Origin of the sequence: Thiomicrorhabdus cannonii (genome assembly GCF_013391695.1) — a bacterium.
Lineage (GTDB): Bacteria > Pseudomonadota > Gammaproteobacteria > Thiomicrospirales > Thiomicrospiraceae > Thiomicrorhabdus > Thiomicrorhabdus cannonii.
The window spans coordinates 33,255-48,436 of record NZ_JACBGH010000001.1 but is presented as its reverse complement, the minus strand read 5'-3'; the positions used below and the strand labels follow the sequence as shown (position 1 = coordinate 48,436).

15 protein-coding genes and 1 riboswitch are annotated in these 15,182 nt (G+C 55.8%); of the genes, 6 read left to right on the top strand and 9 right to left on the bottom strand.

Going from position 1 to position 15,182, the window contains the following annotated elements:
* Positions 1–4: 4 nt before the first annotated feature.
* Genes HZ297_RS00225 through cobS form a run of 5 tightly spaced genes read left to right on the top strand, consistent with a single transcriptional unit; the run spans position 5 to position 3,176 of the window.
* A complete protein-coding gene (locus HZ297_RS00225; protein WP_178860749.1) occupies positions 5–211 on the top strand; it encodes a hypothetical protein in 207 nt (68 codons plus the stop codon).
* Positions 212–213: 2 nt separating this feature from the next.
* On the top strand, positions 214–750 hold the full coding sequence (cobU, locus tag HZ297_RS00220) for a bifunctional adenosylcobinamide kinase/adenosylcobinamide-phosphate guanylyltransferase (RefSeq protein ID WP_178860747.1): 537 nt from the start codon (positions 214–216) through the stop codon (positions 748–750).
* A gap of 29 nt (positions 751–779) precedes the next feature.
* Positions 780–1,817 (top strand): nicotinate-nucleotide--dimethylbenzimidazole phosphoribosyltransferase, encoded by a 1,038-nt coding sequence (gene cobT / locus HZ297_RS00215; RefSeq protein ID WP_178860744.1) that lies wholly within the window; start codon positions 780–782, stop codon positions 1,815–1,817.
* On the top strand, positions 1,807–2,451 hold the full coding sequence (locus HZ297_RS00210; RefSeq protein WP_178860742.1) for a histidine phosphatase family protein: 645 nt from the start codon (positions 1,807–1,809) through the stop codon (positions 2,449–2,451). The genes cobT and HZ297_RS00210 overlap by 11 nt, the downstream gene beginning before the upstream one ends.
* Positions 2,448–3,176 (top strand): adenosylcobinamide-GDP ribazoletransferase, encoded by a 729-nt coding sequence (gene cobS, locus HZ297_RS00205; protein ID WP_178860740.1) that lies wholly within the window; start codon positions 2,448–2,450, stop codon positions 3,174–3,176. The genes HZ297_RS00210 and cobS overlap by 4 nt, the downstream gene beginning before the upstream one ends.
* A gap of 124 nt (positions 3,177–3,300) precedes the next feature.
* Here the strand turns inward: cobS and HZ297_RS00200 are convergent, their stop codons facing one another.
* From HZ297_RS00200 to HZ297_RS00160, 9 genes are all read right to left on the bottom strand, one after another.
* Complete coding sequence (locus tag HZ297_RS00200) at positions 3,301–4,158, bottom strand: cobalamin-binding protein (RefSeq protein ID WP_178860738.1); 858 nt, start codon at positions 4,156–4,158, stop codon at positions 3,301–3,303.
* Positions 4,155–5,093, bottom strand: a complete 939-nt coding sequence (gene cbiB, locus HZ297_RS00195) for an adenosylcobinamide-phosphate synthase CbiB (protein WP_178860736.1) — start codon at positions 5,091–5,093, stop codon at positions 4,155–4,157. The genes HZ297_RS00200 and cbiB overlap by 4 nt, the downstream gene beginning before the upstream one ends.
* The gene (locus HZ297_RS00190; RefSeq protein WP_178860735.1) at positions 5,084–6,187 is read right to left on the bottom strand and encodes an aminotransferase class I/II-fold pyridoxal phosphate-dependent enzyme; all 1,104 of its coding nucleotides are present in this window, start codon (positions 6,185–6,187) and stop codon (positions 5,084–5,086) included. The genes cbiB and HZ297_RS00190 overlap by 10 nt, the downstream gene beginning before the upstream one ends.
* A complete protein-coding gene (locus HZ297_RS00185; RefSeq protein WP_178860733.1) occupies positions 6,180–6,875 on the bottom strand; it encodes a Dph6-related ATP pyrophosphatase in 696 nt (231 codons plus the stop codon). The genes HZ297_RS00190 and HZ297_RS00185 overlap by 8 nt, the downstream gene beginning before the upstream one ends.
* Positions 6,875–7,486, bottom strand: coding sequence for a cob(I)yrinic acid a,c-diamide adenosyltransferase (cobO, locus tag HZ297_RS00180; protein ID WP_178860731.1), 612 nt, complete (start codon positions 7,484–7,486; stop codon positions 6,875–6,877). The genes HZ297_RS00185 and cobO overlap by 1 nt, the downstream gene beginning before the upstream one ends.
* Before the next feature lie 23 nt (positions 7,487–7,509).
* Positions 7,510–8,853 carry a GGDEF domain-containing protein gene (locus HZ297_RS00175; RefSeq protein ID WP_178860729.1) on the bottom strand — a complete coding sequence of 448 codons (1,344 nt, stop codon included), beginning with the start codon at positions 8,851–8,853 and terminating at the stop codon, positions 7,510–7,512.
* Between the two features lie 121 nt (positions 8,854–8,974).
* Positions 8,975–9,847 carry an ABC transporter substrate-binding protein gene (locus HZ297_RS00170; RefSeq protein WP_178860728.1) on the bottom strand — a complete coding sequence of 291 codons (873 nt, stop codon included), beginning with the start codon at positions 9,845–9,847 and terminating at the stop codon, positions 8,975–8,977.
* Positions 9,848–9,855: 8 nt separating this feature from the next.
* A complete protein-coding gene (locus tag HZ297_RS00165; protein WP_218644493.1) occupies positions 9,856–11,322 on the bottom strand; it encodes a cobyric acid synthase in 1,467 nt (488 codons plus the stop codon).
* A complete protein-coding gene (locus tag HZ297_RS00160; RefSeq protein WP_178860726.1) occupies positions 11,322–13,190 on the bottom strand; it encodes a TonB-dependent receptor plug domain-containing protein in 1,869 nt (622 codons plus the stop codon). Before HZ297_RS00160 ends, HZ297_RS00165 begins: the two co-directional genes overlap by 1 nt.
* A 193-nt stretch (positions 13,191–13,383) precedes the next feature.
* Positions 13,384–13,594: riboswitch (cobalamin riboswitch) on the bottom strand.
* Between the two features lie 215 nt (positions 13,595–13,809).
* Between HZ297_RS00160 and HZ297_RS00155 the strand changes: the two genes are divergently transcribed.
* Positions 13,810–15,102 carry a sensor domain-containing diguanylate cyclase gene (locus HZ297_RS00155; protein WP_178860724.1) on the top strand — a complete coding sequence of 431 codons (1,293 nt, stop codon included), beginning with the start codon at positions 13,810–13,812 and terminating at the stop codon, positions 15,100–15,102.
* The last annotated feature ends 80 nt before the right edge of the window (positions 15,103–15,182 follow it).

The following is a 15,182-nucleotide window of genomic DNA, read 5'->3' as shown; positions in this document are numbered from 1 at the left end:
TCTTATGCTCAAATACCTGTCGCTTGCCGCCATTGCCTACTTTTTCTACTGGTTGATTAAACACAAACTGCGCCTGCGCAAGCTCGCGCAGCAGGGCATTGTGGTCGAACAGAAAGGGCTGCGTCCGGTGACCTTGCTGAGTATCGTCATGCTGGTGATGTACGTCGGCTATATGATCTATTATTTCCTCACCAATCCGGCCGGGCACTAGCGATGGTCGAATTCATCCTCGGCGGTGCCCGTTCCGGCAAAAGCCGTTTTGCCGAACAGCGCGCCACCCAATCCGAACAGGCCGGGTCACAGGTCATTTACGTGGCCACCGCCGCCAGCACGCTGCCGAATGGCGAGGCGGATGCGGAGATGCTCAAACGCATTCTGAAACACCAGCAGGATCGACCGGCGCATTGGCAGACGGTCGAAACGCCCGTTCATCTCGCCCAAACACTGACAGCCTATAATCATCCCGACAGCTGCATATTGGTGGATTGCCTGACCTTATGGACGCTGAATCTGCTCGAAAACGACTGTTTGCAAACTGAACAGGCCGGGTTATTGGAAATTCTGCCGCGCTTTCGAGGCACGCTGATTCTGGTGAGCAACGAGATCGGTTTGGGCGTGGTGCCGCTCGGCGAATTCACGCGCCGTTTTGTCGATGAACTCGGGCGGCTGCATCAGCAAGTCGCCGAACTGAGCGATAGGGTGACCTTTATGGCCGCCGGATTGCCGATGACCCTAAAAGCACCTGCCTAAATCTTTCTGTGTATCAATAAAGGACCCCCATGAAATCACTTTGCCAAACCTCCCTGCAAACCGCCGCCGCACGCCAGGCCATGTTGACCAAACCGGCCGGCTCTCTGGGGCGCTTGGAAGAATTGGCGATCTGGTTGGCGGGGTGTCAGGGCGAGGTTTGCCCCGAGATCAAATTGCCGTGGATTTCGGTGTTTGCCGCCGATCACGGCGTCACCGCAGAGGGGGTGTCGGCTTTTCCCGCGGTGGTCACGCAGGAGATGGTCAAGAATTTTGCTGCGGGCGGCGCCGCCATTACGGTGTTGGCGCGTGAAAACGGCGCGCAGTTTGAAGTGGTGGACGTGGGGGTGTTTAACGATGTGACTGCGGATTTAGGGCCCTTGCCGAATCTGGTTTCGGTGCGCGTCGCGAGCGGTTCAGCCAATTTCATGCAGCAAGCGGCGATGACCGAAAGCGAACTGCAAGCCGCTTTGCAGGCGGGTGAAGCGGCGGTGGAGCGTGCGCTGGCAGCCGGTGCCGACCTGTTTATCGGCGGGGAGATGGGAATCGGCAATACCACGGCCGCGGCGGCGATCATCAGTCAGCTGTGTGATGTGCCGATTGAAACGGTTGTCGGTCATGGTACCGGTATTAATGACAAGCAGAAACAACATAAAGCTAAAGTGATTCAAACCGCTCTGGATTTGCACCGTCATGCGATGACGGATGCGATGGGTGTGTTGCGCCATGTCGGCGGGTTGGAAATCGCCGCGTTGACGGGCGCGTATTTGCATGGCGCACGCCACGGCTTGCCGATGGTGATTGACGGCGTGATCAGCTGTGCCGCCGCTTTGCTGGCCTGCAAAGTTGCGCCGCAAGCCAAAGAGTGGATGGTGTTCGGCCATCAGTCGGTGGAACCGGCGCAACAGGCGGTGTTTGCCGATTTGGGGGTTGCGCCGTTGATTGACCTGCAAATGCGCTTGGGCGAAGGCAGCGGCGCGGCGCTGGCGATTCCGCTGATCAAGCTGGCCTGCGCGCTGCACGCGCAGATGGCGACCTTTGAACAGGCCGGGGTATCGGGTGCGGATTGAGCTGCTGCGCCACGGCGAGTGCGCCGATAACGCCTGGCTGCGCGGTCGTACCGATAGCCCTTTAAACCCGCAAGGCTGGGCGCAGATGCAGACGGCGTGGCCCAAATCAGAGCCGTCCCGCCTGATTTCCTCACCACTAGTGCGTTGCGCCGGATTTGTTCAAACGCAACTGCAGACCCGGCCTGTTGAGTTTTCTAGCAACGCTTTTTCCGAGAGTGTTTTCGATGAATCCTGGCAGGAACGCGATTTCGGTCTCTTCGACGGATTGCCTTATGGCAGTGTGCAGACGCAATTTCCCGGATTGTTGCAAGCCTATCTGCAAGACCCTTTTCACACTGATATTCCCGGCGCGGAACCTTATGCGGCCTTTAAGCAGCGCGTACTGGCTGCCTGGCAACACACGCTTCAGCAGGCGTTGGCCGATAAGGTTGAATACCTGTTGATTGTGACCCACGGCGGCCCGATGCGGTTGGTGCTACAAAGCGTATTGGGTATAGAAGACAGACAGTTGTTTCAGTTGCAAATCGGCTACGGCTGCCGGGTAGGCATCGAGGTCACGGCCACGCCTGAAGGCCCTTTTTGCCAGTTGCGTGAAATCATCCAAGCCGACTCTTGGCAGGAGAAAACAGAATGAAATCTTTTTGGTTGGCATGGCAGTTTTTAACACGGTTGCCGGCGCCGAGTTATGCCGAGGTTTCCGCCAAGGAATCGGGGGCCTCGCTGGCCTATTATCCGCTGGTGGGCTTGGTCATCGGCCTGATGCTGTGGGGCTTGGCACAGCTGGCGTTGTGGTTGCCGGCCAATCTGGTAGCCGGCCTGGTATTGGCCTTTTGGGTGTGGGTGAGTGGCGGCTTGCATCTGGACGGATTGGCGGACAGTAGCGACGCCTGGTTGGGGGCGCACGGCGACAAAACACGGGCGCTGAACATTATGCATGACAGCCGCATCGGCAGCGGCGGGGCGATTGCCATCGCGCTGCTATTGTTGCTGAAATGGATTGCGCTGACGGAATTGCTGAGCGCCGATTTGAGCTGGGTGCTGTTGCTGGTGCCGTTTTGGGGGCGCTTGTCGGCGCAGGCGCTGTTATTGACCACGCCCTATGTCAGCGGCGGCATCGCGCGCGACATGATTTTGCACCTGCCCAAAAAGAGGATGTGGGTGTGGGTGCTCCTCGGTGTGGCGGGCATTTTGTGGACAACGCAGTTTTGGGGTCTAAGTTTGCTGCTGTCGTGGTGGGTAGTGCGTGTTTGGGCTTTCAAGTTGCTCGGCGGTTTGAACGGCGACCTGCTCGGCGCGTCGATCGAAATCACCGAACTGGTGGTGATGATCGCTTTTGTCGGGTTTTATTTCAATTTTTAGCGACTGCAATTGAGAAGCCTTTGGCTTTATGGCATGGGTTTGAAATCCTCAAAGGCTTCTCGTCACTATTTTTGCGTGCCCAAAAATAGTAACCACAAAAAGGGCACCCCAATCGAATCCCTCTTTAGTTTGATGTGCCGTAGGCCTGACGGGCATTGTCCAAAAGTTCGCACAGCGGCGTCAGCGCGTGGATAAATCGCTCGGTGGGACGCTGGTAGAGATTGTTGTTGAGGCGGTGAATCTGGCGGTTTTGAATGGCGGTGACTTGCGGCATGGCTTGCCAGTCAGCCAGCCAGGAGTGCTGGAAGTGCTGTTGTCCGCCCAATAAAATCACCTGCGGATTGCGGCTGATAATGGTTTCCAGATTGACCTGCGCGGTGAGGGTGGGCAGGTCGGCGAAAATATTATGCGCGCCGCAGACGTCCAAGCCCTGGCTGATAAACTGCCGGCCGTTCATGGTGATGAAGGGTTTGTTCCAGATCTGGTAAAACACTGAAACCGGCGTTTTCTGTTGGTAATGCTCCCGCAGGCTTTGCAGCTCGGCACGCAAGGCCGCGGCTTTTGGTTGCGCAATCTCCTGTGTGCCGGCCAGTTCGCCCAATTTGGCGATCAGATCGGAAATATCCTCCAAATTTTCGACCTCGCTTTCAAACACCGTCAAACCCAGTGACTGCAAACGCTCCTTGTCCTGCACACGATTGCCGGAACGCCAGGTCAGAATCAGGTCGGGTTGCAGGGCGATAATCGCCTCCAGATTAATGGCGTTGTAGCTGCCGACCTGCGGCAATTTGAGTGCGGCTTGGGGATAGTCGGAGTAGTTGACGACGCCGACCAGTTTGTCGCCGGCGCCGGCCGAATAGAGCATTTCGGTAAGATGCGGTGCTAGGCTCACAATGCGTTGCACGGGGGCGGCCTGAGCCATCTGAACCGAGATTGTCAGCACAGCAAAAAGCAGCCATAAACGGCCGAGCCAGGGAGTCATAATCCATTTCCTTCAAGTGTGGCCAGCAAGGCGGCGCTTAAACTCAGTAGAATAATCAGGTCGAGCCGGTTGCGGGTCTGTAAGGCATGTAAAACGTCATCGGTTGAAATCGTTTCAGACGCCTTTTCAGAACCAAAATAAGGCTTGTTGTGCCACTGGCCGAAATAACGGGTTGGCCCGCCGAGTTTGACGTCAATCGCCAAGGCCATGGCGGTAATCGGATGGCCGGCATTGGGGCTGGCGTGGCCGCGGCCTTGCGCGTGAAAACGCCAGAAGCGCCACTGGCCGTGCAACAGCATAATCAGAACGGCGGTCATTCGTGCCGGCAGCCAGTTGGCGACATCGTCCAGACGGGCGGCGGCCTTGCCGAAACGCTCATAGCGTGCGGTGCGGTAGCCGATCATCGAATCGAGCGTGTTGATTGCCTTGTACAGCACCATGCCCGGCAGGCCGAACAGCAGCAGATAAAACAACGGGGCGATATAACCGTCGGAGAGGTTTTCGGCATAGGTTTCAATACCGGCCTTGTAGCAGTCGCTTTGGCTTAAATCGGCGGTATCGCGGCTCACCAGCATCGCCACAGCGGCATTGGGGTCGTTGCTGGTGACAAGGGCTTTGACAGAGTCATACAGCATGCGGTGCGCCAGTAGCGTAGAGGCCAGCACGCCGCTCACCAACAGGTTCAAACCGTCCGGCAGAGCATGCAGTGCCAACAGCACGCCCAGCGTCGCCGCCAGCGATATGGCCAGCACCCAAGCCACCAACAGGCAACCGCGAGCGATTGAGTCGGCGTAAAAACGCGCTTCAAATCCCGCAATCAGCTTGCCCATCCATACCACCGGATGCCAGCGGTTCAGAAACTCGCCGAACAGCCGGTCAATCATCACGGCCAGTAGCGCCACGGCCAGAATAAAGCCCGGATCACTCAGCAGCATGGAGACGCCTCAAGTTGACATAGTGCGGCAATGAGCCGGGCATTTTCGGCGGGCAGTTTAATTGCAATGCGGGCATGGCAGGCATCCAGCCCAAAGCTTTGGCAGTCGCGAATCAGCATGCCCTGCGGCTGGAGTTTGGCTTGGATGTCGGCCACCGGACGCGTCAGTTTGAGCAGCAGATAATTGGCGTCGCTTGGGTAGATTTTTTCAACCACCGCTAAGGTCTGTAACGCCGCGATGAATTCAGGTTTGGCCGAGTGCAGCCAATCGCGGGTGCGTGCCTCCAGGGTTGGGTCGGCCAACGCCTGTAGCAGATATTGTTCGTCAAACACCGACACCGGCCAGCCGTTATCGAAGCGGGCTTGCAGCAGTTCCGGATCGCCGAAAACCGCCCCCAAACGAGCGCTTGGGCAGGTGTAGTATTTGGTTAAGGATTGAAAAATCAACAGGTTGTTAAATTCTGTTAGAAATTGTCTGAAGCTGTGTTTTGCTTCAAAACCGATAAACGGCAGAAAGGCCTCGTCCACCAGCAACCCGGCCTGTTGAGTTTTTAAATGGCTTAAAAACGGCAACCACGCTTGCGGGCTGCTGAAGTGGCCTTGCGGGGTGGACGGGTTGACCAGCACCACCCAGCTGTTGGCCGGCAGGTTTTGAAAGGTCGGGTGTGCAAGCAGCGCACTTGGTGAATCCGCCGCTTGCAGCGGCAGTTCAATCACCTCACCGGCAAAGCGCTGCGCGGCCTTGAGGTACTCGCCGTAAAGCGGGGTCATCAGCACGACCTTGGCGGGACGTTGCGCGGCGAAAAAATCGTGGATGGCGGCCGTGATACCGTGCGTCAGCGCGATGGCGTCGGCGTCCAATTCAAAACGTGCGCCCAGTGATTGTTTGAGTGTGACCGCCTGTTGGTCTGGATAGTGCGGCAGGCGCTGCTGGATGGTTTGCAGCAGATTCGGCCAGTCGATTATGGGCGTGACGGCATTGATGCTGGCGGAAAAATCCAGCACCTGCGCCAGCGCTTCCGCTTCGGGCAAACCGGTCTGCCGTGCATAGGCATAGACTTGGCCGCCATGCACGGCGGACGACGCATCAGCCACGGCTGAAATCCAGAAAGCTGTAACCGAATTCGGCACCGCGACGCAGAATCGGTTCGGGCAGTTCAATCGGCTGCCTGAAAATCGGGCCGTCGATGATGACGGTATGGAATTCGCCGCCTTCGGCGCAGACATCAATGCCAAGCGCTTCGAGTTCGGCCAGGGTGGTCTGATCCAGTAGTTTTCCGAGCAGGCTTTCGGGCGCTTTTTGCGGATTGACCGCCATGATGAGCGCCTTAAAACCGACTTCGATGAGGTGATCGACCAGTGCGCGGTGATCCAATAGCCATAACGGGAACAGCGGCGTGACAGCAACGCTTTGAGTCTGTTCTTGCTGCCAATCGCGGTGAATCTGCAGATCGATGTCACCCAGGGCGATGCTGTTGATGCCGTGCTGTTTCATCTGCTGCAGGGCGTGCAGATAGTTGTCTTTGTAGTTCGGCTTGTCGCTGGCTTGCAGAATGTTGGGGATGCCGATGGCGGCGGCTTGCGCTTCAATCAGCCATTTAGGCAAATTGTGCGCGCGTGAACTTTGGCCGTCTTCGTGCATCATGGTCAGCAGAAATTGCGGCTGATGGCCGGCCTGCATCAGCAGATAGAGCGCCATGCAGGCGTCCTTGCCGCCGCTCCAGGAGCTGGCGAAGCGGTGTGAATCCTGTTGAATATTGGCGTGGGGCGATAGGCTCAACATCAGTAATCTATGCCTTTCTGCGCTTTGATGCCGCTTTTATAGGCGTGCTTTTCGTCCTTGATTTCGGAGACGGTATCGGCCATTTCGCGCAGTTCGGCAATCGCCGAGCGGCCGGTGACGACGACGTGCTGCATTTCCGGACGTTCGCTGATGGCGTTGAGCACCACGTCTTTGTCGAGGTAGTCGTAGCTCAACAGATAGGTCAGCTCGTCGAGCACCACCAGATCAAAGCTCGGATCGGTCAGCATTTTGGTGGCGACCGCCCAGCCGCGCTCGGAGGTGGCGATGTCTTGCGCGCGGTTTTGCGTTTCCCAGGTGAAGCCGTCGCCCAGCACGTGCCATTCGCAATTCGGCTGGGCGTTGAAAAAGGCCTCTTCGCCGGTATCGGTGCGGCTTTTGATAAACTGGCAGACGCCGACTTTTTTGCCGTGGCCCAAGGCGCGCGCCACCATGCCGAAGGCCGAGGTGGATTTGCCTTTGCCGTTGCCGGTAATCACCAGTAACAGGCCCTTTTCGGTATTGGCGCGGGCGATGGCGGCGTCGATCTGCACCTTTTTACGTTCCATGCGGATTTTATGGTAATGGTCTTTTTTCTCTTGCGGGGTTTGCATCGGGTCACTCGTTGTATCAAGGGTTAAGCTTCGTAGCGGTCTTTGCCGTTGTGTTTGGCCTCATAGAGTTTTTCGTCGGCGTGTTTGATGATCTGTTCGTAATCGGGGTGGCCGTCGAAGGCCGCCAGACCGATGGAAGCGGTGACTTTGAGCAGGCGGCCGTTGTCGATCTTGATGTCGGTCTGACGGATTTTATCGAGCAGTTTTTCGGCGGCGCGTTCGGCGTTTTTCAACGCGGTTTCCGGCATCAGAATCATGAACTCTTCGCCGCCGTAGCGGAAAGCGTAATCGGTGACGCGCAGCGAGCGCTTGAGGGTGCGGCCGATACTCGAAAGCACGGCGTCACCCGCCTGATGGCCGTGGATGTCGTTGACTTTTTTGAAGTTGTCGATGTCGATCATCATAATCGAATAGGGCGTATTGGTCTTTATCGCGAGCTGGGTTTCGCTTTGCAGAATCGGCGGCATAAAACGGCGCTCTATCAAACTGGTCAGCGCGTCTTCGCGGGTGGCGTTTTCGATATTATGGTCGGCAATCTGTCCCAGCAGCCAGCCGCATTCGTTGGTGAGCGCGCTGATTTTCTGTACGCGCTCTTCGCGCTGCTGGTCGGGATGGTGGTAGAGCGCATCGAGCGAGGTCTGCAGTTCATCGAGATTGTGTTTGATTTTGTTGACGACCCTATCGTCCATGCAGACAAAGCCGAGCTTATGGCGAATCCACAGCGCGAACTCCTGGTGGTGGATATTGATGAGACGCTGCTGGGTGCCGGACAGCAGATCGGCCATGAACTGCGTCATCCAGCCGAATAGGGCGCCGCGGATGCGTTCGACTTCGATGGCGATTTCATGGGCCGTCGAGCGGTTGCGGTACTCCTGCGCAGTGCGTTCGTTGTTGACGCGGCCTTCCAGATAGGATTCGTTAATCAGGCTCAGGCTGGAATCCAGCAGGGTGTTAAGCAGGATGACCAGTTCGGTTTTTTCGTGGCAGCCAATCGCCTGGTTGTCCTGAATGTCGTTGAACAGCACCTGTTTGATGACGCTCATGGCGCTGTTGACCAATGACATGGGCACGTCGATTCGTGTGTGCACTTCACCCACATGACGCTGGATGTTGACGATCTTTAAAACCGCCTCTTCATCCTGCTTGGCGCTCAGGGTGGTGGCCAGCCAGCGTTGCAGGTCGCCCTTGAGCTGGTTTTCGACCAGCTCGTTGGTGAGGAAGCGTTTGCTGGCCGGATCGTTCAATAGCACTTCGTAAAATGCCTGGGCGCAATCCAACGTGGCCGCTGCGATAAAAGTGCGGTGTTTTTCCAGCAGGGCGTTATGTTCGGACGTATAAAGCTGGCCGATAAAAAAGGATTGTAACATAGTGGTATTGTTCATAATTTCACTGCTCAAAAGACGATGAAGGTTCATGCCATATCCCTGCGTGTGAAGGAATGTAAAACCTCTAGTTATACACTAAATGGACGCCCGATGCTGATTCAATCTACTCTTGATGTTTGATAAGTGTTTTGTCATGAAGGTCGTGAAGCTTGCGAAGCCCAAAATCGTCGCGCCGCCACTGTTGCTCAAAGCGCTGCATCGCGGTGATTAACAGCGGGGCGGGCTGCAAAAAATGGGTGCCGTCGAGTGTGATAATCCGCGTGCCTTTTGGCAACTGCATCAGCTGGCAGGCGGGCGCGAGCTGGCGCTCAAAAATAAACACGATTTGCGGCTGCAGTTCGGCAATCAGGGCTTCCAATGCATTCTGTTGGGGCGTAATGGGAAGGTGGGTGATGCGCTGTGGCTTGCCGACGATTTCAAAGCCCATCTGTGTGAAGAGGTCCGATAGAAACGCGTCCCGGCCGAAAGCGTACGGCTGGCCGGAGCACGAGGAGATCAGCAGGACTTTGGGCGATGTCGGATTCAATGACCTGACTTCCTGGGCTTTGCGGCGCCACTGCGCCGGGAAATCTTGGGCCTTTTGGAGGGCGGCAGGCTGGCCGCTGGCCTTGGCGACTTCCATCAGATTGTCTTCGATCTGCTGCATGGAGCCGAAACTCTGCAGACGCAAAGCGTGTTTGACGGTCGGTTGGATAGCGTCAAAGTCGCGTTGTTTGGTCCAGTCGGAGGTGATCCATAAATCCGCCTGTAACTCGGCGATGGCGTGTGCGTCAGGGTCGAGCAGTCCGCCGGTGGTCGGCAAGCCCAACTCTGGGTTGTAACGGCTGCTGCCGACCAGGCACGTTTTTAATCCCAGATAGTCGAGCTGATGGGTGATATAGGGCGATTGGCTGATAATGCGCGGACAATCGGCGTGGGCTTGCGTTACTAATGTGAAGAGAAACAGTAAACACCATTTTGCAATCTTATGAATCATGCCGTCAATCACTCCATAATCTCCAGAATTTTATCGATGTCGAGATGTTGCGCGCAACACGCGGCGAGCCGCTCGATTTGCGTTTCCCGATAGGCATTCAGATCGAAGACTTCGGTTTCGGACAGGCCGGTCCAAGCCAGCAACGCTTGCAAAGCGGGCGCCTGATCGAACAGGCCGTGACAATAGGTGACCAGAATCCGGTTGTCGTCGCTGATGGCGCCGTCGGTTTCGGTATTGTCGAAACGGATGGCGGGCGTGAGCGTGCCGAAATCGGTGCAGCCCTGATGGATTTCGTAGCCTTGCATGGCGGCGGTTTGCTCGCCCAGCAATACCCGGCCTGTTCGGTTTTTGAGTTGCTTTTTTTCGCCGTAGACGGTGTGGTAGGGCATAAAGCCCAAAGCGTCCATTTCCGCGATATCGGATTCGATTCCATTGGGATCGAGCAGTTTTTCTCCCAGCATTTGCAGGCCGCCGCAGATGCCGATGAGCTTGCCGCCGTAACGCAGATGTTTTTGCAGATAGGATGGCCAGCCTTGCTCTTTAAGCCAGGCCAGGTCGGCCATCACGCTTTTGGAACCGGGCAGAATGACCAGATCGGCCGGCGGAATGGATTCGTTGTGTTTGACCCAGCGGAAATCGACCTGCGGATGGTGTATCAGCGGATCGAGGTCGGTGTGGTTGGAAATATGCGGCAGCAGCGGGCTTATGATTTTAATGACATTGGAGCTCTGTGTCTCTGTGCCTCTGTGGTTCACACTTACAGCATCCTCGGCATCCAGATGCAAGCCGTGCAGATAGGGCAGCACCCCTAAAACCGGCTTGCCGGTTTTGGCTTCGAGCCAATCCAACCCGTCTTGCAGTAAAGCGATGTCGCCGCGGAAGCGGTTGATCACAAAACCTTTAATCCGATCCCTTTCAGATTGACTCAGGCACGCCAGCGTGCCGACGATATGCGCGAAGACGCCGCCCTTGTCGATGTCGGCAATGAGAATGACCGGACAATCGACCACTTCGGCAAAGCCCATGTTGGCAATATCGCCTTGCCGCAGATTGATTTCGGCGGGGGAGCCGGCGCCTTCAACGATGATGTTTGGATAAAGTTCTGAGAGTATTTGGAAGGAATCGAAAACCGCTTGCGCGGCTTTGGGTTTGTAGGCGTGATAGTCCATGGCATTGAGATTGCCGATGGACTGGCCTTGCAGTATGACCTGCGCGCCGGTATCGCTGCTGGGTTTGAGCAACACCGGGTTCATGTGCACACTCAACGGCACTTTGGCGGTCTGCGCCTGCAACGCCTGCGCACGGCCGATCTCGCCGCCGTCAGCAGTGACGGCGGAGTTGAGCGCCATGTTCTGCGGCTTGAAGGGCGCGACGCTATAGCCGCGTGTTTGCAGCACGCGGCACAGTCCGGCCACCAGCGTGCTTTTGCCGGCGTCGGAAGTGCAGCCTTGGATCATGAGGGTGCCGTGTGACATTAGAGTTGACCTTTGATTCCCATAAAGAATTGTCGGCCGCCGTTGCTGTAGACGTAGTTGGCGGTGGTTTGTGTGGCCTTGCTGACGTTTTCGGTGTAGGCGTCATCGGTTAGGTTGACGATTCTGCCGTAGAGGCTGAGGTTGGGCGTGATCTGGTAATCGGCTTTCAGGTCGGTCACAAAATAATGGCCGATGTCGATGTGGTAGGGATTGCCTTCGGCATCGTCATTGTTGTAAGTGGTCGCAAATTGCTCGCCGATGTAGCGGGTTTCGAGGCCGATATGCCAGTTTTTAATGCCGTAATAGTCGAGCGCCAGACTGCCTTGTTGTTTGGGGCGGTAAGGCAGATCGTCGCCGTTTTCGTTTTTGGCGCTAAGCCAGGTGTAGTTGAGCAGCATGTCGGTATCCAGCGCGTCAAAACTGCGTTTGTAGGCGAGTTCCACCCCTTTGCTGATCACTTTCTGCTCGGCATTTTTATAGTAGTAGGGTTGCGTGTAGGGCGGCGGCGAGGGGACATATTCGATCAGGTCTTTTATGCGGTTGTCGAAATAGGTCACCTCAAGTCCGTACAGGCCCAATGTAATGTCATAACTTTCCGATTTTTCGGGGTTTAATGCCTCTGGATTGGGACGCGACAACTGCGACAAGGTAGGGGCGTTATAGGCGGTGCCGATATTGGCGCCGACAAAGACATCGGAGGTAAAGAGGTTTCTGAAACCGATTTTGCCGGTGACGGCATTGTCAAACCGGTCAAATTCGTCGTAGCGCAACGATTCGTTCAGGGTCAGTGACCCGAACAGATGATGGGAGTGTGTCAGCGCGTAGCTGACATTATTGAAACGGCCGCGCGGCAGATAGGTTGTCTCGGCCAGATATTCTTTATGGTTGAGGGCGATCTGCATGAAATTGTCTTCGCCGTAACGACGACCCAGCTGCACGCCCTGCTCATTGATGAGCCCGTGATATTCACTGCCGTAGCCGATATGCGTTCGGTCGAGGCTGTTTTGACTGATATGCACCCGGCTGTTCCACACTGGGGAATTGAACAGATATTGCAGTTGGCGCACCGATTGTTCGAAGCGGCTGCTGTTGGTGGTGTCATCCGGGTTGGTGGTGCTGTCGTAGTCGTTTTGGCCGCTTGATTGTTTGATGAGGGTTTCGAGTCGGTGCTGCGGTGCTGGTTGAATGCCCATTTTGAAGCTGACATCGTTTTGTTGGTAGCCGTCTTTCTCGAATGATGCGTGGCTCTCTTGTGCCGGTCTGAGAGCCGAGAAACCATCGGTGGCCAAGCTCATCAGATTGAAGTTGAAATCGAATTGCTCATTGCCTGCGCTGATGCCGGTGGTTATTTTGCGTGTGTGGTCGCTGCCAACCTCCAGAGCGACGTGGCTGTGATCCCGCCCTTTTTGCGTCACGATATTGATCACGCCGGCGGTTGCGTTGGCGCCCCACACGCCGGATTGCGGCCCCTTGATGATTTCAATGCGTGCCACATCGCTAAGGGAGATGTTTTCGAGGTTGGCGCCGCCCAAACCGGCCGGGTCGGTCATATCCATGCCGTCAACCAGAATCAGAATGTTTTTGCTTTCAAAACCGCGCAGATACACCGAGGTGGCCTTGCCCAAGCCGCCGGAACCTTTTACGCTGAGGCCGGGCACGGTTTTGAGAGCATCTGCCAGCGTTTGATACTGTTTCTCGGCGATTTCTTCGGCGCTGATCAGCGTGATATTCGACGTGACGTCGCGCAAGGACTGTTCGGTATTGTTGGCACTGACCACGATCTGCTCGAGCTCTGTATTGGCTGTGGCAACAAGCGGTGCTGAGAGTAAAGCGATTGAAATCGCCTTTACAAGGGGATTTAATTTCATGATATTCCTTCATTTCATAATTTTATATGAACGAAGGCAAACGGAAACAGCGGGGGTGCAACGTGTGTGCGTACCCGGCCTGTTGAGAATAAATTACGTTGTTTGCGCGAAGCGGATTTGCCTTGCTTCTGCGCAGCCAAGTTGGCCTATTCTTCCGTATTGCCCACCGCAATCGGTTGAGTACGCCGCTTAGGCGGCGCACGGTTTTCAGGCCGGTATCCGGGCTTAAGAGCACTTTGGGATGACCTTCTCGGAAACCGCGGTTTCCAATGGCATAACCATCCTTCTTCTCTATTACCGTTGCGGGGGCAGCGTTGGAATGAGGTTGTTAAAAACGACCCGCACCAAACTTCCCGTTTAACTTACCCGATTGGCGGGTAGGCACCTGAAACGCGGTATTCTACATGCTAAGAGATAGGCAGGCAACCGCTTTGTACAAGGCCGCTAGAGGGGGCGCGGAGCGTTTTTGGCTTTATGGAACTTGTCTGTATGATAGGTATAATCAATGGGTGTTACGCAGTTTTACGTTGCAAGAGCTTGTTATGACCCTATAAAATAAGCTGTTATTTAATTTAGCTGTCCTGCGGGGCGTTTTTTCGATTCGCAAGAGTGTGGGTGTATGAAATTTATTGAGACAGGTTCGTTGCCGCCGTGCGAACAGATCTTTGCGGCGGTGTATGATGCGGTCTATCTGATCGATCCTGAAACCTCCAATATCGTCTGGTGCAACCGCCAGGGCTATGAGGATTTGGGCTACAAAGCGGACGAGGTATTGCAGCATTCGGTATTGAGTTTGCAGAAGGATGTGACCGGATTGCCGCAATGGAGCGAAATCAAGGCGGTGATTCTGGCCAACGAGGTATTCCGGTTTATCGGCCGCCATGCCCACAAGGACGGCAGCGAAGTGGCGGTTGAGGTCAATACCTCGCATTTTGACTATGCCGGGCACACCTATTTCGTTTCGGTGGCGCGCAATATCAATCAGCGTCTGGCGCTTGAGGTGGATTTGAATGCGCGCAACAACCGTATCTGGTTTGCGCTGAACGAGGCGGCCGACGGTTTCTGGGAGTGGCAGCTGGAGGACAATTCGGTGTTTTTCAGTGATAAGCTCAAACGGATGCTCGGGTATGGGCCGGATGAGATGACGCCGCATCTGGATACGTGGGTTAAAAACGTCCATCCCGACGACTTTGAGCGCGTCAAAGACATTTTGGACGAGCATCTGGCGGAAAAACGCACCATTTACCAGGCGCGTTACCGCCTCAGAAACCGCAATGGTCACTATATCTGGGTGGATGATACCGGCAAGGTCTGTCAGCGCGATGAAGAGGGCCGTCCCACCCATGTGGTGGGGATGGTGCGGGATATCACCGATCACAAGAAACTCGAATTTCAATTGGAAAATCTGGCGGCACACGATCCGCTGACCGGCCTGATGAATCGCCGTGCAGGCGAACGCGAGGCGGCGCGCCTGTTTCAGCTGGCAAAACGGCATGGCCAGAAAATGGGCGTGGCGGTGCTTGATCTGGACTTTTTCAAGGACATCAACGATCTTTACGGACATCAGAGCGGCGACCGGGTGTTGGCCTATGTGGGGCAACTTTTACAGGCGCAGATGCGCAGCACCGATGTTTTATACCGTTGGGGCGGCGAAGAGTTTGTGTGGGTGGCGCCGCTGAATGACTGCGACCATTTGCAGCCGATGATGGATAAGTTGCATCTGGCCATGCGCGGGGCCGATTGGAAAGCCACGGGCGTGGCACCGGTTACGCTGTCAATCGGGTTGTCATGTTCGCACGACGGATCGGACGATTTTGAAACCCTGTTGTCTCAGGCCGACAAGGCACTCTACTGCGCCAAGGAGCAGGGGCGTAATCGCAGCATTATTTACGACAAAATATTGGAGAATTGACGGCGTCATCCCACTTTTGGACAGCCCGGCGTGCAGGCTTCTGTATAAAACACGCCAAGTCGGTATAATGCGCAGAAGAG